The 20,639-nt window shown below is 33.0% G+C and carries 16 protein-coding genes and 1 other RNA gene; all 17 read left to right on the top strand.

Annotated elements, in window-relative coordinates; all coding sequences use genetic code 11:
* Positions 1-48 precede the first annotated feature (48 nt).
* The 17 genes from JOC70_RS09755 (at position 49) to JOC70_RS09675 (ending at position 20,629) form a co-directional block, all read left to right on the top strand.
* Positions 49-1,593, top strand: a complete 1,545-nt coding sequence (locus JOC70_RS09755) for an ABC transporter ATP-binding protein (RefSeq protein WP_204598706.1) — start codon at positions 49-51, stop codon at positions 1,591-1,593.
* Positions 1,586-2,671, top strand: coding sequence for an ABC transporter permease (locus JOC70_RS09750; RefSeq protein WP_204598705.1), 1,086 nt, complete (start codon positions 1,586-1,588; stop codon positions 2,669-2,671). The genes JOC70_RS09755 and JOC70_RS09750 overlap by 8 nt, the downstream gene beginning before the upstream one ends.
* Positions 2,664-3,599 (top strand): ABC transporter permease, encoded by a 936-nt coding sequence (locus tag JOC70_RS09745; protein ID WP_204598704.1) that lies wholly within the window; start codon positions 2,664-2,666, stop codon positions 3,597-3,599. The genes JOC70_RS09750 and JOC70_RS09745 overlap by 8 nt, the downstream gene beginning before the upstream one ends.
* A gap of 206 nt (positions 3,600-3,805) precedes the next feature.
* Positions 3,806-5,158, top strand: coding sequence for an RNA polymerase factor sigma-54 (gene rpoN / locus JOC70_RS09740; RefSeq protein ID WP_204598703.1), 1,353 nt, complete (start codon positions 3,806-3,808; stop codon positions 5,156-5,158).
* Between the two features lie 104 nt (positions 5,159-5,262).
* Entirely contained in the window at positions 5,263-6,300 is a 1,038-nt protein-coding gene (locus JOC70_RS09735) for a sugar-binding transcriptional regulator (RefSeq protein ID WP_204598702.1), read from the top strand.
* A gap of 90 nt (positions 6,301-6,390) precedes the next feature.
* Entirely contained in the window at positions 6,391-7,398 is a 1,008-nt protein-coding gene (gap, locus tag JOC70_RS09730) for a type I glyceraldehyde-3-phosphate dehydrogenase (protein WP_204598701.1), read from the top strand.
* 99 nt (positions 7,399-7,497) lie between these two features.
* Positions 7,498-8,694: a phosphoglycerate kinase gene (locus tag JOC70_RS09725; RefSeq protein WP_204598700.1), complete on the top strand. Its 1,197-nt coding sequence runs from the start codon at positions 7,498-7,500 to the stop codon at positions 8,692-8,694.
* Positions 8,695-8,713: 19 nt separating this feature from the next.
* Positions 8,714-9,460: a triose-phosphate isomerase gene (gene tpiA, locus JOC70_RS09720; protein WP_204598699.1), complete on the top strand. Its 747-nt coding sequence runs from the start codon at positions 8,714-8,716 to the stop codon at positions 9,458-9,460.
* A gap of 20 nt (positions 9,461-9,480) precedes the next feature.
* Positions 9,481-11,028, top strand: coding sequence for a 2,3-bisphosphoglycerate-independent phosphoglycerate mutase (gpmI, locus tag JOC70_RS09715; RefSeq protein ID WP_204598698.1), 1,548 nt, complete (start codon positions 9,481-9,483; stop codon positions 11,026-11,028).
* A 36-nt stretch (positions 11,029-11,064) separates the two neighbouring features.
* Positions 11,065-12,360: a phosphopyruvate hydratase gene (gene eno, locus JOC70_RS09710; protein ID WP_186428805.1), complete on the top strand. Its 1,296-nt coding sequence runs from the start codon at positions 11,065-11,067 to the stop codon at positions 12,358-12,360.
* 245 nt (positions 12,361-12,605) lie between these two features.
* Positions 12,606-12,833: a preprotein translocase subunit SecG gene (gene secG / locus JOC70_RS09705; RefSeq protein ID WP_204598697.1), complete on the top strand. Its 228-nt coding sequence runs from the start codon at positions 12,606-12,608 to the stop codon at positions 12,831-12,833.
* 33 nt (positions 12,834-12,866) lie between these two features.
* The gene (locus JOC70_RS09700; protein ID WP_204598696.1) at positions 12,867-14,888 is read left to right on the top strand and encodes a sodium-translocating pyrophosphatase; all 2,022 of its coding nucleotides are present in this window, start codon (positions 12,867-12,869) and stop codon (positions 14,886-14,888) included.
* A gap of 256 nt (positions 14,889-15,144) precedes the next feature.
* Entirely contained in the window at positions 15,145-17,391 is a 2,247-nt protein-coding gene (rnr, locus tag JOC70_RS09695; protein ID WP_204598695.1) for a ribonuclease R, read from the top strand.
* A 256-nt stretch (positions 17,392-17,647) separates the two neighbouring features.
* On the top strand, positions 17,648-18,118 hold the full coding sequence (gene smpB / locus JOC70_RS09690; protein WP_204598694.1) for an SsrA-binding protein SmpB: 471 nt from the start codon (positions 17,648-17,650) through the stop codon (positions 18,116-18,118).
* Positions 18,119-18,292: 174 nt separating this feature from the next.
* Positions 18,293-18,646, top strand: a transfer-messenger RNA (tmRNA) gene (gene ssrA / locus JOC70_RS09685).
* A 161-nt stretch (positions 18,647-18,807) separates the two neighbouring features.
* A complete protein-coding gene (locus JOC70_RS09680) occupies positions 18,808-19,449 on the top strand; it encodes a DUF2278 family protein (protein WP_204598693.1) in 642 nt (213 codons plus the stop codon).
* A gap of 82 nt (positions 19,450-19,531) precedes the next feature.
* A complete protein-coding gene (locus JOC70_RS09675; protein ID WP_207755282.1) occupies positions 19,532-20,629 on the top strand; it encodes an RNA ligase RtcB family protein in 1,098 nt (365 codons plus the stop codon).
* Positions 20,630-20,639: the final 10 nt, after the last annotated feature.

Below are 20,639 nucleotides of genomic sequence, written 5' to 3'. Positions count from 1 at the left end.
TACATAATTATTTGGAACTTAAACTTCATTGTGGAAAGGAGGATTTGGATGGAAAAAGTTGTAGAAATGAAAAGTATAACTAAGATCTTTCCAGGGACTATAGCTAATGACAACGTAGATTTTGAACTTAAAAAAGGAGAAATACATGTTCTTCTTGGCGAAAATGGAGCTGGGAAAACTACTTTAATGAACGTTTTATATGGATTATATCAACCAGAAACAGGTGAAATATACGTAAATGGGAATAAGGTAAATATTAAAAATCCTAAGGATGCAATTAAGCTGGGGATAGGAATGGTGCATCAGCATTTTATGTTAGTGCATAATTTTACAGTAGCTGAAAATATGGTTTTGGGTCAAGAACCTAAAAAAGGAATGTACCACATAGATATTAAAAAGGCAGAAAACGATACTAAAGAACTTGCAGAGAAGTATGGGTTTCACATTGACCCTAGATCTGTGATTGAAGACATGACTGTAGGACAACAACAAAAGGTTGAGATATTAAAGTCATTATATAGAGGTGCAGAAATACTTATACTTGATGAACCAACAGCGGTTTTAACTCCACAAGAAATAATAGAACTTGGATCAATACTTAAAAATTTAACAAAAGAAGGTAAGTCTATAATACTTATAACTCATAAATTAAAAGAAGTTATGAACATGAGTAATAGAGTAACAATAATAAGAAGAGGAAAGTATATAAATACTGTTAATACTAAGGAAACCAATATAGATGAACTTGCAGAAATGATGGTAGGCAGAAAAGTTAATCTTACAGTAAATAAAGAACTATCAAAGCCAGGGGAAGCTATATTAAAGATAGAAAATCTAAAGGCATTAGACCATAGAAAGCTACCTGCATTAAAAGGCATAAACCTGGAAGTGAAATCTGGTGAAATACTAGGAATTGCAGGAGTAGATGGTAACGGACAAAAAGAACTTGTGGAATCTATAGTAGGACTTATAAAACCAATAGAAGGTAAAGTATATTTGAAGGGTAATGATATAACCGGAAAACCAACTAAGGAGATAACAGATGCAGGAGTTGGTCATATACCAGAAGATAGACATAAAAGAGGATTAGTTTTAAAATATTCACTCCTTGAAAACTCTGTATTAGGTATACATCATAAGAAACCTTTTTCAAATGGCATAATGATGAATTACCATAAAATACGAGAACATGTAAAAAGACTTATAGATGAATTTGATGTAAGAACTCCCAATGAAGATGTATTAGCTTCATCTTTATCAGGAGGAAATCAACAAAAACTAATCGTGGCAAGAGAAATCGAAAAAGACCCAGAGCTCGTAATTGCAGTTCAACCAACCCGTGGCCTTGATGTAGGTGCAATTGAGTATATACATAAAAGATTGGTACAAGAAAGAGATAAAGGAAGGGCGGTACTATTGGTATCATTAGAATTAGATGAAGTAATGTCTCTTTCAGATAGGATTGCAGTTATATATGATGGGGAAATAGTAGATACATTAAATGTTAAGGATGCAACAGATCAAAAACTTGGTATATTAATGGCCGGTGGAACTTTAAAAAAGGGTACGCAGGGAGGTAAAGTAGATGGCTAAAGACAATGCAAAAACTATAACTGTTTTAAATTCAGTAAGAAATTTATCGGTATCCTTTTTATCTATATTGTTAGCTCTTATTATATCTGTGTTCTTTGTAATGTGGGCTAAAGGATTTGGTTTTTTAGATTCGGCACAGTTACTATTTACCTCCATTTGGAAGGGAAGCTTTGGGTCAAAAATAAATTTAATAGAAACCTTTGTATTTACAACACCGTTAATATTTACAGGGCTTGCACACGCTGTCGCATTCAAAACTGGACTTTTCAACATAGGTGTCGAAGGACAATTTATTATAGGAATGATTACAGCGGCAATAATAGGATTGATTCCAGGAATACCTGCAATTTTACATGTAATATTAATACTTATAGCGGGAATGGCTGGTGGAGCATTATGGGCAGGAATTCCAGGATATTTAAAAGCAAAAATAGGAACTAATGAAGTTGTAAATACTATTATGATGAATTTTATTGCTATGCATTTTACAAACTATTTAACTATGGGACCTTTTCATAAACAGGGGTCTGCAAGTACAGAGCTTATTCAAAAATCAGCAGAACTATTTAGATTTTTAGGACCTAATAATAGATTGAGTATAGGAATATTTATAGGATTAATATTTGCAGTTTTAGTTTATATATTGTTTTGGAAAACTACTATAGGGTATGAAATAAGAGCAGTAGGGTTAAGCCCAACTTCCGCAGAATACGGTGGAATAAGTATAAAGAAAAATATAATACTTTCAATGGTAATTTCAGGAGCAATAGCAGGTATTGGCGGAGCAATACATGTAATGGGAGTACAACATCAATCGGTTCAATTATTTGGATTCCCTAACTTTGGATTTGATGGTATAGCAGTAGCTTTAGTTGCTAAAAGCAATCCTATAGGAGTACTTTTTTCAGCAATATTATTTGCGGCATTAAATTACAGTTCAGCAACTCTTATGTTATTTGGGATACCAAAAACAATATCATACTTAATTCAAGGTATAATAGTACTATTTATTGCTGGAGAGTATATATTTAAACTTATATCACAGAGAAGAAAAAAGGGGGCTTTGACAAATGGATAGTGGAGTATATATAGCTATAACAGGAATAATTGCCGCAACGTTAAGACTCTCAACACCTCTTATATTTGCAGCTCTTGGTGGAGTTTTTTCAGAGAAGGCTGGAGTTGTAAATATAGCTCTAGAAGGTATAATGACAACGGGTGCTTTCTTTGCAGTATATGGTTCATTTGTTACAGGCAGCCCTTGGATAGGTCTTATATTTGCTATGATTGCAGGAGCAGCCATGGCAGCTATACATGCATATCTAAGTATTCACTTAAAGGCAGAACAAGTTGTATCTGGTGTTGCTATAAATATATTTGCAGGAGCATTAACAAGCTTTTTAATTGTTAAGTTCTTTAAGACGGGTTCACAAACAAGCGTTGTAAAATCAATTCCATATCCATCAGAAATGATGGGGAAGGTTCCTTTCATTGGATCAATATTAAAAGAACTAAATTGGTTTGTGTTCATAGCATTTATATTAGTATTTGTATCTCATTATGTAATATATAAGACTCCACTAGGACTTAGAATAAGATCTGTAGGAGAACATCCAAAGGCGGCAGATACTTTAGGAGTAAGTGTATACGGAATAAGATATTTTTGTGTAATACTTTCAGGAGTTCTTGGAGGATTGGGAGGAGCTACTCTTTCTATAGGTATAATGAATTTATATAGAGAAAATATGGTAAGTGGTAGAGGATTTATTGCTCTAGCAGCTATGATATTTGGTAATTGGAAGCCTATAAATGCTATGTGGGCATCAATGTTATTTGCTTTTGCAGAAACATTTCAGTTATTTGCAAAAGGATTTGGGTGGACCCTTCCTGGAGAAGTATATGCGGCATTTCCATATATACTTACGATGCTAGCTCTTGCTGGATTCGTTGGAAAAACTCAAGCTCCAGCAGCAGATGGTGTACCTTACGAGAAGGGGCAGAGATAAATTCGATTAATATCGAATAACTAATGATTTATATTTATTAAAAAAGTCCGCAGTGCGGACTTTTTTAATTGAAATTTATAACATATATTAACAATGTATAATTGAAAATTAAAAATTATTTGAAATTTTGGCATGGATTTTGCGTATAACCCTGTAATTGAATTCATATAAATGTTATAATAAAAATTATAAGGGGTGTATTGTATATGAATTTAGATTTTGGATTATCTATGCATCAAGAACAAAAGCTAATAATGACACAGCAAATGCAGATGTCTATAAAAATACTTCAATTATCTTCTTTTGAACTTCAGGAGTATATTGAAAAAGAAATTCAAGAAAATCCACTGCTAGAGGCTAAATACGACAAAAAAGAAGACAAGCTAGATTATAAAGAAATAATAAAGTATTTGGAATTTGATGACTATACCCATAATAACTATGTAAAAGGTGATGATGAAGAGGTTTCACCATTTAATTTTATTTCTAATAAAAAGTCTTTGAAGGAATATTTAAAAGAACAAATCGCAGAGTTTAGTGAAAAGGATTGCATAAAGCATATATGTAATTATATAATAGAGAATATTGATTCTAAAGGGTATTTGGGAGTAAGTACAGAAGATATATCTAAAGAAATACATATTCCATTAAATGTTGTAGAAAAGGCTTTAGTAATAGTTCAAAGTTTAGAGCCTTATGGAGTTGGAGCAAGAGATTTGAAGGAATGCTTAAAAATACAGCTTTCTCAAAGAAAAATGGAAAATTTTAAATTGATTCAGATTATAGATAATCATCTAGAAGATATTGCTGAAAATAGATATAATATTATAGGAAAAAGCCTAAATATTACTTCTACTGAAGCACAAAGATATGGGGATATTATAAAAAAACTTCAGCCTAAACCATCCAGTGGCTTTTATACTGGCGAAGAAGTAAATTATATTATTCCTGATGCGTATGTAAAAAAGATTGGTGAAAAGTATTATATCATAATGAATGATGATTTAGTTCCAAGGCTTATGATAAATAATCTTTATAAAGGGATAATAAATAAAAATGAGGATAAGAGCGCAGTTGAATATGTTAAAAATAGATTAGATAGTGCTGCTTTCTTGATAAAAAGTATAGAAAATAGAAAAAGTACAATATATAGGGTTCTTGAAAGCATAGTTGAAATACAAAGGGAATATTTTGATTATGGTGAAAGGTATTTAAAACCTATGACTCTGAAAGAAATTGCAGATAGTTTGAATATGCATGAGTCAACAATAAGTAGAGCGATAAGAGATAAATACATTCATACAAGCAAGGGAACTATAAAGATAAAGAGCTTATTCACAACGTCTATACAAGGAACTAATAGTGATAATATGTCTTCTATTAATGTGAAGAAGTTAATTTCTAATTTAATAGATAAGGAAGATAAAAAAAATCCATTATCTGATCAATATATTTCAGATGAGTTAAAGAAGGTTAATGTGAATATTTCGAGGCGAACTGTGACAAAATACAGAGAAGAAATGGGAATAAAATCTTCAAAGGGAAGAAAAAGATTTTAAAAAAATTATTTATAGCTCTTGGAAAGCGGTTCCAAATGAGCTATAATATTAGTGGGGCAATAACGATATGCCCGGGACAATAAATGACCAGAGGGGTGTTGTGCTTGGAGGAAATATTAAAGTTACAACAAAAGATAGTGCCTGAGATGCTAGAAGTTATGGAAAAGAGATACTCCATATTGCGAGATATATACTACAATCAACCTATTGGAAGAAGAATGCTTTCAAAAAACTTAGAGCTTAGTGAAAGAATAGTTAGAACAGAAGTAAACTTTCTAAAAGAGCAAAACTTTATAGAAATTACAACTCCAGGTATGATGATTACTGAAGAAGGAGAATATATAATAGAAAAGCTAAAACACTTCATTTATGATATAAAAGGACTTGCTGATTTAGAAAGCAAACTTAAAGAAAAATTAAAATTAATAAGTATTACTATAGTTCCTGGAAACTCAGATGAAGATGAAAATGTTTTAAGAGAAATGGGAAAGGCTGCAGCAAGTTATATAAGAAATCTTCTTGAGGAAGATACTATACTGACACTAACTGGTGGAAGTAGCATAAAAGAAGTAGTAGATAATATGCCAAAGTTTAATGCTCCAACTAATATGATGGTAGTTCCTGCAAGAGGTGGAATGGGAAGAACTTTAGAAACTCAAGCAAATACATTGGTTTCTAATCTTGCTAATAAAATAAATGCAAATTACAAGCTGCTTCATGTTCCAGATAATTTAAGTGCAGAAGCTATAACTGCTATGTTTAAAGAAAAGGGAATAAAAGATGTACTAGATATTATATATAATGCCAATATACTTATTTATGGAATTGGAAAAGCAGAAGAAATGGCGAAGAGAAGAGGCCTAAGCTATAAGGAAATTGAAATACTTAAGAAAAAGGAAGCTGTAGGAGAAGCCTTTGGGTATTATTTTAATAAAATAGGAGAAGAAGTTTACTCTACGCCTACTATGGGTCTCAAAGATGAGCATATAGAAAGTATAAAGTATCTTATAGCTGTTGCAGGAGGTACATCTAAGGCAGAAGCTATAATTGCAACTCTTACAAATAAACCAAGAGGAGTCCTAATTACTGATGAGGGTGCAGCAAGAAAGATTTTAAATATTATTAACAATTTTTCATTGTAAAATAAAATTCAATTACTTATAATTGAAGATAGATCGTTTATTTGGTTAAAATTAACTTTACATATATTTATTTCAAGGAGGAATATTTTTATGGTTAAAATAGGTATTAATGGTTTTGGAAGAATAGGTAGAAATGTATTCAAGGCATTGGTTAAGAATTATCAAGATCAGTTAGAGGTTGTTGGAATAAATGACTTAACAGATGCAAAGACATTGGCACATTTATTAAAATATGATTCATTATATGGAAAATTTGAAGGTACTGTTGAAGCTAAAGAATCTTCAATCGTAGTTAATGGAAAAGAAATAAAAATATTTGCTGAAAGAGATCCTAAAAATTTACCATGGGGAAGTCTTGGAGCTGACATAGTAATAGAATCAACAGGACTATTTACTGATGCAGAAAAAGCTAAGGCTCATATTGAAGCAGGAGCTAAAAAGGTACTTATTTCAGCACCAGCTAAAAATGAAGATATAACAGTAGTTATTGGAGTTAACGAAGAAGAATATGATCCATCAAATCATCATATTATATCAAATGCTTCATGTACAACAAACTGTTTAGCTCCATTTGCTAAAGTTTTAGATAGAGAATTTGGAATAGTAAAGGGCTTAATGACAACAATTCACTCATATACTGGAGATCAAAGATTATTAGATGCTCCACATAGAGATCCAAGAAGAGCAAGAGCTGCTGCAGAATCTATGGTGCCAACAACAACTGGAGCTGCTAAGGCTGTTGCATTAGTATTACCACAATTAAAGGGGAAATTAAATGGATTTTCATTAAGAGTTCCAACTCCAACAGTATCATGTACAGATTTAGTTGCAGAGCTTTCAAAAGAAGTTACTGTAGATGAGGTTAACGCAGCATTCAAGAAGGCATCAGAAACTGATATGAAAGGAATACTTGGATTCTGTGAGGAACCATTAGTATCTATAGATTTCAGAGGAGATGAAAGATCATCAATAATTGATGCTATGTCAACAATGACTATAGAAGGAAATATGGTTAAAGTTATTTCTTGGTATGATAATGAATGGGGATATTCAAATAGACTTGCTGATTTAACTAAATATGTAGCAGATAGACTATAATTTGAAATTATAGCTAAACAATAAACTAAAGGAGGGTTTTGATTTGTAGTTATGGCTATAAGGCAAAACCCTTTTTAATGTAAGGAAAGGATGATAACTATGGCATTTGATAAAAAAACTATTGAAGATATAGATGTTAAGGGGAAAAGAGTACTTGTAAGATGCGATTTTAATGTTCCTATAAAGGATGGAAATATAACTGATGAGAATAGGCTTTTAGGAGCACTTCCAACTATTAAATATCTTATGGATAATAGTGCAAGAGTAATACTTTGTTCACATATGGGTAAGCCCAAAGGAGAAGTTAAAAAGGAATTATCTTTAGAACCTGTAGCTAAAAGATTATCGGAACTTTTAAATAGTGAAGTGAAATTTGCCGCAGATGATACTGTAGTGGGGGAAAATTCTAAAAGGGCAGTAAGTGAAATGAAGGATGGAGAAATAGTCCTTCTTGAGAATACAAGATTTAGAAAAGAAGAAACTAAAAATGAAGAAGGTTTTTCAAGAGAATTAGCATCACTGGCAGATGTATTCGTAAATGATGCCTTTGGAACAGCTCATAGAGCACACTGCTCTACAGTAGGAGTTACTGAATTTGTACAGGTATCTGTATGTGGATATTTAATTCAAAAAGAGTTAAAGTTTTTAGGAGACACGGTGGAAAGTCCAGAAAGACCATTTGTTGCGATACTAGGCGGGGCAAAGGTTTCAGATAAGATAAATGTTATAAATAACCTTTTAGATAAAGTAGATACTTTAATAATTGGTGGAGGTATGGCGTATACTTTCTTAAAAGCACAAGGATATACAATAGGAAATTCCTTAGTAGAGGAAGATAAACTGGAGTATTCTAAAGAGATGGTAGAAAAAGCGAAGGAAAAGGGCGTAAGGTTTATGCTTCCTGTAGATCATGTAATAGCAGCAAAATTTGATGCGTCAGCAGAACCTGTAACTACAGAAAATGAAAATATCAAAGAAGGACATATGGGATTGGATATCGGACCAAAGACAGCTAAGATGTATGCTGATGAAATAAAATCTTCAAAGACTGTTATTTGGAATGGACCTATGGGAGTATTTGAATTTGAAAACTTTGCTAAGGGTACCTTAGAAGTTGCAAAGGCTATGGCAAATTCCAATGCTGTTACTGTAATTGGAGGAGGAGATAGTGCAGCTGCAGTTAATCAATTAGGCTTTGGAGATGAAATGACTCACATATCAACTGGAGGAGGAGCATCTCTTGAATTCTTAGAAGGAAAAGAACTTCCAGGAATAACAGCATTGAGCAATAAGTAATTAGAAAGTGGTGAAATCAATGAGAATTCCTATAATTGCAGGTAATTGGAAAATGCATAATACCATAGATGAAGCAATTAAGCTTGTGAGAGAATTAAAACCTATGGTTAAGGATGCGAAATGTGAAGTAGTAGTATGTCCGACATTTGTATGTCTACATGCAGTGAAAAAAGCTGTAGAAGGAACAAATATAAAAGTAGGAGCGCAAAATATGCACTTTGAAGAAAAGGGTGCTTTTACAGGAGAAGTTTCTCCACTAATGCTTCAAGATATGGGTATAGATTATGTAATAATTGGGCATAGTGAAAGAAGGCAATATTTCAATGATACAGATGAAACAATAAACAAAAAAATAAAAGCCGCATTTGATCATGACTTAATACCTATATTATGTGTAGGAGAAACCTTAGATGAAAGAGAAAGTGATATAACAGAAGAAGTTATAGCAAAACAAGTAAGGCTTGATTTGGCTAATATCCCAGAAGAATTAGTAGAAAATATTGTTATAGCATATGAACCTATTTGGGCTATAGGTACAGGTAAAACAGCTACATCTGCAGAAGCAAATGAAACTATTGCGTTTATAAGAGGCATAGTAGAAAATATATATGGTAAAAATGTAGCGGACAAAGTGAGAATACAATACGGAGGCTCCGTTAAACCTGCTACTATTAATGAACAAATGTCTATGTCTGATATAGACGGCGCTTTAGTTGGAGGAGCGAGTTTAAAATCAGAAGACTTTGCAGCTATAGTAAACTTTTAAGGTGTAGTAGGGGGAAAAAGATGAATAAGAGACCAGTAATGCTCATGATTTTAGATGGATTTGGATTAACAGATAATATAGAAGGCAATGCTATAGCTAAGGCTAATAAGCCTAATTTCACAAAATATTTTAATAGTTATCCACATACAGAACTTGAAGCAAGCGGTTTAAGCGTGGGACTTCCAGAAGGACAAATGGGGAATTCTGAAGTAGGGCATTTGAATATAGGTGCAGGAAGAATAATATATCAGGAACTAACAAGGATCACAAAAGAAATAAAAGAAGGAAACTTCTTTGAAAATTTAGAAATAAATGAGGTAATGGATAAGGCCATTGAAAATAAGTCTTCGCTACACCTATTAGGGCTACTTTCAGATGGCGGTGTACATTCTCATATAGAACACCTTAAAGCATTGATAAAACTAGCTAAGGAAAAAGGACTAAAAGATGTGTATGTTCATGCATTTTTAGATGGAAGAGATGTACCACCATGTTCAGCAATAGAATATATTGAAGATTTAGAGGATTATATGGCTGAAATAGGCATAGGTAAAATAGCTACAATTTCAGGTAGATATTATGCTATGGATAGAGACAAAAGGTGGGAAAGAATCAATCTTGCTTATAATGCAATGGTACTTGGGAAAGGTGAGGAGTCACAATCCTCAATAGAGGCAGTGCAAAAATCATATCATGATAATAAAACAGATGAATTTGTGCTTCCTACAGTTATAATGAAAGGTGATAAGCCTACAGGAATGATTCAAAATAATGATTCTGTAATCTTCTTCAATTTTAGGCCAGATAGAGCGAGAGAGATTACCCGTGCAATAAACGACGAGATGTTTGATGGATTTAATAGAGAAACGTTAAATCTTAATTTTTTAACAATGACTATTTATGATAAAACTATAGAAAATGTTAAAGTAGCTTATAAACCTGAGAGTTATAAAAATACTTTAGGTGAATATGTAAGCAGTTTAGGGCTTAAGCAGCTAAGAATTGCAGAAACAGAAAAATATGCACATGTAACATTTTTCTTTAATGGAGGAATAGAATATCCAAATAAAGGTGAAGATAGAGCTCTTATCCCATCTCCAAAGGTTGCGACTTATGATTTACAGCCTGAAATGAGTGCTTATGAAGTTACAGAAGAGCTACTAAAGAGATTAGATACAAATTTATATGATATGATAATTTTAAATTTTGCTAATCCTGATATGGTAGGACATACAGGAGTGATTGATGCAGCTAAAAAAGCTGTAGAAGTAGTAGATGAGTGCATGGGTAAAATTATAGATAAAGTTTTATGCATGAATGGTAGTGTATTTGTAACTGCTGACCATGGGAATGCAGAACAAATGATGGATTTTTCTACAGGAGGAGCATTTACTTCTCATACTACAAACCATGTTCCTTTCATGTATATAAGTGATAATGCTAATTCTAAAAGCTTTATAGAAGGTGGAGTTCTAGCGGACATCGCTCCAACAATGCTCACAGAGATGGGAATTTCTATTCCTAAGGAAATGACAGGCAAAGTATTGTTTAATTTAGAAAATAATTAAAATATAATAATAATTAATATTTAGGAGGCTTATAAAATGAAAAGTTATGTAGAAATAGTAGATGTAGTTGCAAGACAAATATTGGACTCAAGATGTAGTCCTACTGTAGAAGTAGATGTAGTGCTTGAGGATGGTACTATAGGAAGAGCAGCAGTACCTTCAGGAGCTTCAACTGGAATGTTTGAAGCAGTTGAATTAAGAGATGAAGATAAATCAAAATATAATGGTAAGGGTGTATTAAAGGCCGTAGATAATGTAAATACACTAATAGCTCAGGAACTTATTGGAATGAATGTATTTGATCAAGTTTCAATAGATAATACCATGATTGAGTTAGATGGAACTGAAAACAAAGGGAAACTTGGTGCCAATGCTATGCTTGGTGTGTCACTCGCTTGTGCTAAAGCTGCAGCGGAATATCTTGGACTAGGATTATATCAGTACATAGGAGGGGTTAATTCAAAGGTTCTTCCTGTTCCAATGATGAATATAATAAATGGAGGAAAGCATGCAGATAACAACGTAGATCTTCAAGAGTTTATGATTATGCCAGTAGGTGCTAGAACATTTGCTGAAGCTCTAAGAATGAGTTCAGAGGTTTACCATTCATTAAAATCAATACTTAAATCAAAGGGATATGATACTGGAGTAGGTGATGAAGGCGGATTTGCTCCAAACCTAAGCTCTAATGAAGAGGCTATACAAGTTATAGTAGAGGCAATAGAAAAAACAGGATATACTCCAGGAAAAGAGATCTATATAGCACTTGATCCAGCATCCTCAGAAATATATGAAAATGGAAAATATAATTTAGCAGGAGAAGGAAAAGTTTTAACTCCAGCTGAAATGGTTGAATATTATGCAAAACTAGTTGAAAAATATCCTATAATATCCATAGAAGATGGTATGGCAGAAGAGGATTGGGAAGGTTGGAAACTTATCACTGAAAGACTTGGAGATAAGGTTCAGCTAGTAGGAGATGATTTATTTGTAACAAATACCAATAGATTAAGCACAGGTATAGAAAAGGGAGTAGCAAACTCCATACTTATAAAATTAAATCAGATAGGAACTTTAACTGAAACATTAAATGCTATAGAAATGGCTGAAAGAGCAGGATATACTGCAGTAATATCCCATAGATCAGGAGAAACTGAAGATACAACTATAGCTGATCTTGTTGTAGCTGTAAATGCAGGTCAAATAAAAACTGGTGCTCCAGCAAGAAGTGAAAGAGTAGCTAAATACAATCAGTTATTAAGAATAGAAGAAGAACTTGCTGATATGGCAGAATATAGAGGCCTTAAGGCGTTTTATAATATAAAAAGATAATAAATAAAGAAGTATGACAAATGGGAGGTTCAGGGAAACTTGGATCTCTTAATTCATATAAAGTTTACGTATATGTGACTAAAATGGAATTAAATGGATATAATGAGCAATGACCTTGTATTTCAGCGTATTTACAAATTATAGTAAGTTGTTGAAAGAATGAAGTTATGCTACAATTAATAAAAGATATATATAAAACTGGGGAAAAATATTAAAGATTAACAAAAAATAAAGGAGGTAGAGAAATGAAAAACGCATTGACAATTTTACAGGTTATAGTGTCAATCACACTAATAATATCTGTACTTGCACAGCCAGCTAAGACTCAAGGATTTAGCTTGCTTACAGGAGCATCAGACACTTTTTATGCTAAGAATAAAACAAAAACTTTTGAATCAACCATGTCAAAGCTTACAATAATATGTGCTATATTATTTGCTGTAATAACTGTATCTTTAAACGTAATTAAGTAAAATTATTTACAAAAGTCAGGGGGATATGATTATATGGATAATTACTTAATTTATACTGTTGGAGCTGGAGTTATAGCTCTAATATTTGCTTTCTTTTTAAGTAGTTTTATTTCAAAGGAAAGCGACGGCAATGAAAGAATGAGGGAAATTTCTGGGTATATTCATGAAGGTGCTATGGCTTTTTTGAAAACAGAATATAGGTATCTTACGGTATTTATAATTGTAGTTGCCGTGGCGTTAGCTTTGTTTGTACATTGGGCAACTGCAGTGTGTTTTATAATAGGAGCTCTTTTTTCGATTTTTGCAGGATATTTTGGCATGAACGTTGCTACTAAGTCAAATGTTAGAACTGCAGAAGCAGCGAGACATGGTCAAAGTAAAGCATTAAATATAGCTTTCTCTGGCGGAGCTGTTATGGGAATGTCTGTGGTAGGATTAGGTCTTATAGGAATTGGGTTATTGTATATGTTATTTGCAGGAGATATGAATATTATAACAGGATTTGGACTTGGTGCAAGTTCTATAGCTTTATTTGCTCGTGTTGGAGGCGGAATATATACAAAAGCAGCAGACGTAGGAGCAGATTTAGTAGGGAAGGTAGAAGCGGGTATTCCAGAAGATGACCCAAGAAATCCTGCGGTAATAGCTGATAACGTTGGAGATAACGTAGGTGATGTTGCAGGAATGGGTGCAGATCTTTTTGAGTCATATGTAGGTTCAATAATATCTGCACTTACTTTAGGTGCAATAGTATTTAAAAATAATGAAGGAGTAATATATGCTCTTTTATTATCTGCATCAGGTATTATAGCAGCTATAGTAGGAACTCTAGTTGCAAGACAAAGTAAATCAGCTAACCCTCAAAAGGCGTTAAATAGTGGAACTTACATTAGTGGTATCATAGTAATAGCTGTAGCAGCAATATTAAGTAACTCAATCTTTGGAAATTTCAAAGCTTTCACAGCAATTACAGCAGGCCTTGTAGTGGGAATGCTTATAGGAAAAATTACAGAAATATATACTTCTGGAGATTATGGATATGTTAAAAAGATTGCTCGTCAATCAGAAACTGGACCAGCGACTACTATAATTTCAGGACTTGCTGTAGGAATGCAGTCGACTATGTGGCCTATAGTTTTAATAGGAATTGGTGTGCTTGCATCATTTTTTATAATGGGTGGAGCTAATGATGTGAGTATGGGCCTTTATGGTATAGCACTTTCTGCAGTGGGGATGCTTTCTATAACTGGTATTACTGTAGCAGTAGATGCTTATGGTCCAATAGCAGATAATGCAGGTGGTATTGCAGAAATGTCTCATCTTCCACATGAAGTTAGAGAAATAACAGATAAACTTGATTCAGTAGGAAATACAACAGCAGCAATAGGTAAGGGTTTTGCAATAGGTTCAGCAGCTTTAACAGCACTTGCGTTATTTGCTTCCTATGCACAAGCGGTACAAATAACTACTATAGATTTATTAAATCCAATTACTTTAGTTGGAATGTTAGTAGGATCAATGTTACCTTTCTTATTTGGAGCGCTTACTATGGAATCTGTAGGTAAGGCAGCTAATGAGATGATAGAGGAAGTAAGAAGACAATTTAAAGATATACCTGGAATTATGGAAGAAAAAGCAAAACCAGACTATAAGAGATGTGTAGATATATCTACAGCGGCAGCTATAAGAGAAATGATTCTTCCAGGAGTATTAGCTATAATAATTCCTTTAGCTATGGGATTACTTCTTGGAAAAGAAGCATTAGGAGGATTTATAGGTGGAGCAGTTGCTACAGGGGTATTAGTTGCAATACTTATGTCAAACTCCGGTGGAGCTTGGGATAACGCTAAAAAATATATTGAAAGCGGAGAACATGGTGGTAAGGGAAGCTATGCTCATAAAGCCGCAGTAGTAGGAGATACCGTTGGAGATCCATTTAAGGATACTTCAGGACCTTCTATGAATATATTAATAAAGCTTATGACAATAGTTTCGCTTGTATTTGCACCAGTAATTCTAAAGTATGGTGGAATATTGCTTGAAATATTTAAATAAAGAATACTTCACATAAGATGAGGTTTAGTGATTAAGAGATTTAGCTTAGACTAAATCTCTTTTTATATAATTTTAAAAGTATAAAGATTATTAAGTTGACATATGGATAATTTTGCTATAGCATAAATGTAAATCTAGTATCATCTAGATATTTTAATAATACTTTAGTAAATGTAGAATAAGTTTAATGTTTAGTAGTAAGAATATACATATAGATGTATTTTCCAAAGACATTATAAAAGGAGGGAAATAATAGATGAACTTACAAGAAACCATAGTAGAGTTTATGAAAGAGCAAGCATACAAACCCATGGATGCTAGAGAATTATCTAGAATTTTTGATATAAAGAAAAGTGACTATGAGGAATTTTTAAAGACATTAGATTATATGGAAAAAGACGGACTTGTAGTTAGAACAAGAACAGAACATTATGGAGTCCCAGAAAGAATGGGATTGATTGTTGGAAAGCTTCAAGGTCATCAAAAAGGATTTGGATTTTTAATACCTGAAATAGATAGACCAGACGTATTCATACCTTCATCTAATATGAATGGAGCCATGCACGGTGATAGAGTAATGGTAAAGATTTTAAGAGAAGAAGATGGGGGCAAGAAGTGTGAAGGAGAAATAGTAAGAATAATAGAAAGAGCAAATAAAAGTGTTATAGGTGTATTTGAGGAAAGCAAAAACTTTGGATTTGTAGTACCCGATGAAAAAAGAATGTATCAAGACATTTATGTTTCAAAGGAAAAGGCTAAGGGAGCAAAGACCGGAGATATAGTTATTGTAGAAATACAAAAATGGCCAGATACCAGAAGAAGCCCTGAAGGAAAAGTTGTAGAGATATTAGGTAAAAAGGGAGATCGCGGAATAGATATTTTAACTATAATAAAGAAATATAGACTTCCTGAGGAATTTCCACCTAAGGTCCAAAGTTATGCAGATAAAATTCCAGAAGAAATTCCAGAAGAGGAATTTGTAAAACGTGTTGATTTAAGAAAATTAAAAATTGTAACTATAGATGGTGAAGATGCTAAAGATTTGGATGATGCTATATCTATTGAAAAGCTACCTAATGGAAATTATAAGCTTGGGGTTCATATTGCAGACGTATCTCATTATGTAAAGGAAAAGAATCCGTTAGATAAAGAGGCCTTAAAGAGAGGGACATCTGTATATTTAATTGACAGGGTAATACCTATGCTTCCTAAAAAGCTTTCAAATGGAATGTGTAGTTTACATCCCAAAGTTGATAGACTCACATTAACCTGTATGATGGAGATAGATGGAAATGGTAAGGTAGTAGACCACGAAATCTTTGAAAGTATAATAAAGACTGTCGAAAGAATGACTTATACGGATGTTACAAAGATACTTAGAGATAAAGATGAAGAGCTTATGAAAAGATATGATTATTTGTTAGAAGAATTTAATACAATGGAAGAACTCTGCAAGATACTTTATAAAAAGAGAATTAGTAGAGGAGCCATAGATTTTGATTTTGAAGAATGTAAGATAGTCTTAGATGAAAAGGGTAAGCCTATAAAAATTGAACCTTATGAAAGAGCTATAGCAAATAGAGTTATAGAGGAATTTATGCTTGTATGTAATGAAACTGTTGCAGAGTATATGTTCTGGGCAAATATCCCCTTCGTATATAGAATTCATGAAGATCCAGATATAGAAAAATTAACACACTTTAATGAGTTCGCTCACAATTTAGGTTACGTAGTGAAGATGACACAGGAAATTCATCCTAAGTCTCTTCAAGGAATAGTGGAAAAGGCTAAGGGTAGTAGAGAAGAAACTGTAATAAATACATTACTTCTCCGTTCTTTGAAAAAAGCTAGATATGCGCCAGAATCTGTAGGTCACTTTGGACTTGCCGCAAGGTATTATTGCCACTTTACATCACCTATAAGAAGATATCCAGATCTCATAATACACAGAATAATTAAAGAGTATATAAATGGTAAGATTAATGATAAGAGGATAAATAAGCTCACCGACGAAGTATCTGTAGCTTCAATACAATCTTCCGAAATGGAAAGGCTAGCAGATGAGGCTGAAAGAGAAGTAGATGATCTAAAGAAAGCAGAATATATGAGTGAAAGAATAGGAGAGGTTTATGAAGGAATAATTTCTTCTGTTACAGCATTTGGTATGTTTATAGAATTGCCTAATACCATAGAAGGACTTGTTCATATAAGCACGCTAAATGATGATTATTATATATATGATGAAAAGCATCTATGTCTTATAGGGGAAAGAACCAAGAAAAAATATAAACTTGGAGATGTAGCAAAAATTAAAGTTGATAAGGTTGATATAGATGCACATGAAATTTTCTTTGAACTCTTAGATCAAGATCTAGAAGATGGTGAAAATTTAGATGGCAATGCTATTGCAAACAATAGTGATAGTCAGTATGAAGAATCACATAAAGACGAAGTTCAAGAAGCAGTGCTTCCAGTAACAGAGTACTTTGAAGAAAACGAATAGGAAGTTACTGAAATTCAGTGATCTGAATTTCCTCCTTCAGTAGATAGTAATGAAATTTTTAATTTTGAAGTGTATGGAATTTGCATCGTAGAAAGCATTGAGCAAGCATTAGAGATTTTTGCGCAGAGAAGGCTTTACTAGATGCAAATCTCATACATCTGGTTCAGTATTAAAGCCGAGTGAAGCTTGACTTTTAGTAAAATTTGTAATATAATATTATTTTAAGAAGTACCATAAATAAAGTGGGTGATTCCTAATGGCAAAAAAGACACCAAACAAAACATTAGCTGAAAATAGAAAAGCAAGGCATGATTATTTTATAGAAGAAGTTTATGAAGCTGGAATAGAACTTGTAGGGACAGAAGTTAAGTCCATAAGAGGGGGAAAGGCTAACCTAAAAGATAGCTATGCTGATATAAGAAACAATGAAATATTTGTTTGCAATATGCATATAAGTCCTTATGAACAAGGAAATATATTTAATAGAGATCCTTTAAGAGAAAGAAAGCTTTTACTTCATAAAAATGAAATACTTAAACTTCAACAGTTTACTACGCAAGCTGGTTATACATTAATTCCATTATCATTATATTTGAAAAATGGTAGAGTTAAAGTTAGTTTAGCTGTAGCTAAGGGTAAGAAGAACTATGATAAGAGAGATGCTATGCTTGAAAAGGCAGCAAAGAGAGATATTGATCGTGAAATGAAGGAAAGATCAAGATACTAAAGATATAAATGGAAAATTTCTTTAATTAATCAATTTATCTAATAATTACTATTGATAAATAATAAAAATTGTTGTATTATAATAACTGTAAGATAACTGAAAGCTAAATTGTCACTAATAATTTAATGAAATTGTTGGTGCGTTCTTTGAAAAATGAAATATTGATTAAACCATGGGGGTGTACATGGTTTCGACGGGGGTAAGTTGCCCCTGAGAAGCGAGCCGAGGGTCCTGGACCCGCGTTAAAAAACTAGGAAAAATATAAACGCAAACGATAATTTAGCGTTAGCTGCCTAATAGCGCAGCTCGTCCTACCCGGGAGGCCTACGGCTTGGGATTAGGGCGTCATTTAGTAGGGAACCGAGTTCTACAAAGCTTTGAGTAGAAAACGGAATTTATGAAGCTACTGAAGTTTAAAGCCTGTTAGTGGGCGTTAGACCTAGGGAAATTTAAAACACTAATCTGCGCTCGGAGATGCTCAGGAGTTACTACTTTCGGACAGCGGTTCGACACCGCTCACCTCCACCAAACCCGATAATTGCAGCCTGGTCTACCCACCAGGCTTTTTATATTTTTTGAAATATTAATAATAATTATATTATGAAATAAATTTATAAATTTACTTACATACCTTCTAAGGTTTTTATACAGAATAATTGTATAATATGTGAGTAAGGGAGATGGAAACTGTGGATAAAACCTATGGTTTATTGAAATGCACAATTGTAGAAACTGCTCCAATAAGGGGAGATACTCCTCACTTTCATATACATGCCGTTGCCGATGGAGTTCACTTTAGGATTGCGATAAATATAAAATCTCAAATTTATCCCTATGATTTACTTTATTATATTGATTATGATTTAAAAAATGAATTTACTAAAAAACTATTAGAACTGCCCCTTGGATTTTATCCGATTGGGCCAAATGTAAAAAAAGAGTATGGTCTTGACTATATTCGGGGGAATTTGATCGATATAAAAAACATGCAGCCTTTACCAGATAAGCTACCTGGTCCTGATAATGATTTAAATGAAAAAATTCGTAATATTACTCATAAATCACTTGAAAATCAGGAAACTATTTTATATGCCTTTGGAAGGCGATGGGGACCTATAGGTGGTAAAGATAAATACTTTGATTTTACTCCTAGTGATGGCATACATTCTATTCATATGAATCAAGAAATAAATCAATTTAAAGAAGATGATGATAGCAGTTGGCAGGATGGAGCTCTATTAATAAATTATCTTCCAGAAGATAATTGGCATGCCATCTTTTTAGCTTTTCAAGACTACAATCATGGGAATGAAGATACTAATAATGCGTAATATAGCGTAAATAAGAATTAAAAATCACTTAAGGTGAGAAGATAGAATATAAAATAAATACATTATGACCAAAGGAGCATTTATGGATAATATAGTTAAAGTAATAAAAAGCGAAAAATCATGGATGGAAAGTAATGCCGTTGATCAACTTAAAAAAGTAGCAGAGCTTAAAGGAGTAGTAAAAGCTGTTGGGCTGCCTGATCTTCATATCGGTAAGACTCCTGTGGGAGCTAGCTTTATTACGAAGGATGTAATTTATCCTCATTTAATCGGGAATGATATTGGATGTGGTATGGCTTTATTTTCAACGAATATAAACAAGGGCAAGTTTAAGTTTGATAAAGTTAGAGGAAAACTTGAGAGATTAGATGGACTTGAAAGTATAGATATATCCCATTTAATTGAAGAGATTCATTTGCCTATGAAGGAGGCTCTTGGAACTATTGGATCGGGAAATCATTTTGCAGAGTTTCAGCAAATTGATAAAGTGTATGATCAAGACTTATTAGATGAGCTTGATATAAATAAAGGATGCGTATATCTTTTAGTTCACAGTGGATCAAGAGGTTATGGGGAGTATATACTGAGGAAATATATTGAAGAGCATTCCTGCCAAAAGGGACTTAAAGAAAATAGTGAAGGTTATATTGAATACTTTAAGGATCATGATAGTGCAATAGAGTTTGGGATGCTTAATAGGGAATTAATTGCATATAGGCTTTTAAGTGCAATTGGTGCAAAGGATGGGAATAAGCTTTTGGATAGTACTCATAATTCAATAGCTATCAAGGAGCTTAATGGAGAAAAACTTTATGTTCATAGAAAAGGTGCAGCACCTGCAGATGTAGGGTGTGTTGTAATTGCAGGTACTAGGGGTTCTAATTCCTATATTGTTAAACCACAGGCTAACTCTTTTGAATATGCTTTTTCAGTCGCGCATGGAGCTGGAAGACGATGGAATAGGCTTTCCTGTAAAGAAAGGCTTGAACATGTATATCCTAATAAATCTGTGAGGGAAAAACTTTTAGGGAGTAATTTAATATATAACGATAGAAGTATTATATACGAGGAAGCCCCAGAGGCATATAAAAGTATTGATAAAGTCATAGAAGATATGTTAAATGAAGATATGATAAAAGTTGTTGCAAGTCTAAAGCCTCTCATAACTTATAAAGCTTAATAAGGCATAC

The sequence above is a fragment of the Clostridium pascui genome (assembly GCF_016908015.1).
GTDB lineage: Bacteria > Bacillota > Clostridia > Clostridiales > Clostridiaceae > Clostridium_AK > Clostridium_AK pascui.
The sequence above is the reverse complement of the archived record's forward strand: the minus strand, read 5'-3'. Positions and strand labels throughout refer to the sequence as shown.

Excerpts from the sequence above, each read along its gene's own strand:
- tpiA (WP_204598699.1), top strand. The coding sequence starts at position 8,714 with ATGAGAATTCCTATAATTGCAGGTAATTGGAAAATGCATAATACCATA.
- gpmI (WP_204598698.1), top strand. The coding sequence starts at position 9,481 with ATGAATAAGAGACCAGTAATGCTCATGATTTTAGATGGATTTGGATTA.
- rnr (WP_204598695.1), top strand. The coding sequence starts at position 15,145 with ATGAACTTACAAGAAACCATAGTAGAGTTTATGAAAGAGCAAGCATAC.
- JOC70_RS09675 (WP_207755282.1), top strand. The coding sequence starts at position 19,532 with ATGGATAATATAGTTAAAGTAATAAAAAGCGAAAAATCATGGATGGAA.
- secG (WP_204598697.1), top strand. The coding sequence starts at position 12,606 with ATGAAAAACGCATTGACAATTTTACAGGTTATAGTGTCAATCACACTA.
- JOC70_RS09755 (WP_204598706.1), top strand. The coding sequence starts at position 49 with ATGGAAAAAGTTGTAGAAATGAAAAGTATAACTAAGATCTTTCCAGGG.
- smpB (WP_204598694.1), top strand. The coding sequence starts at position 17,648 with ATGGCAAAAAAGACACCAAACAAAACATTAGCTGAAAATAGAAAAGCA.
- JOC70_RS09700 (WP_204598696.1), top strand. The coding sequence starts at position 12,867 with ATGGATAATTACTTAATTTATACTGTTGGAGCTGGAGTTATAGCTCTA.
- JOC70_RS09725 (WP_204598700.1), top strand. The coding sequence starts at position 7,498 with ATGGCATTTGATAAAAAAACTATTGAAGATATAGATGTTAAGGGGAAA.
- JOC70_RS09750 (WP_204598705.1), top strand. The coding sequence starts at position 1,586 with ATGGCTAAAGACAATGCAAAAACTATAACTGTTTTAAATTCAGTAAGA.
- eno (WP_186428805.1), top strand. The coding sequence starts at position 11,065 with ATGAAAAGTTATGTAGAAATAGTAGATGTAGTTGCAAGACAAATATTG.
- JOC70_RS09745 (WP_204598704.1), top strand. The coding sequence starts at position 2,664 with ATGGATAGTGGAGTATATATAGCTATAACAGGAATAATTGCCGCAACG.
- rpoN (WP_204598703.1), top strand. The coding sequence starts at position 3,806 with ATGAATTTAGATTTTGGATTATCTATGCATCAAGAACAAAAGCTAATA.
- gap (WP_204598701.1), top strand. The coding sequence starts at position 6,391 with ATGGTTAAAATAGGTATTAATGGTTTTGGAAGAATAGGTAGAAATGTA.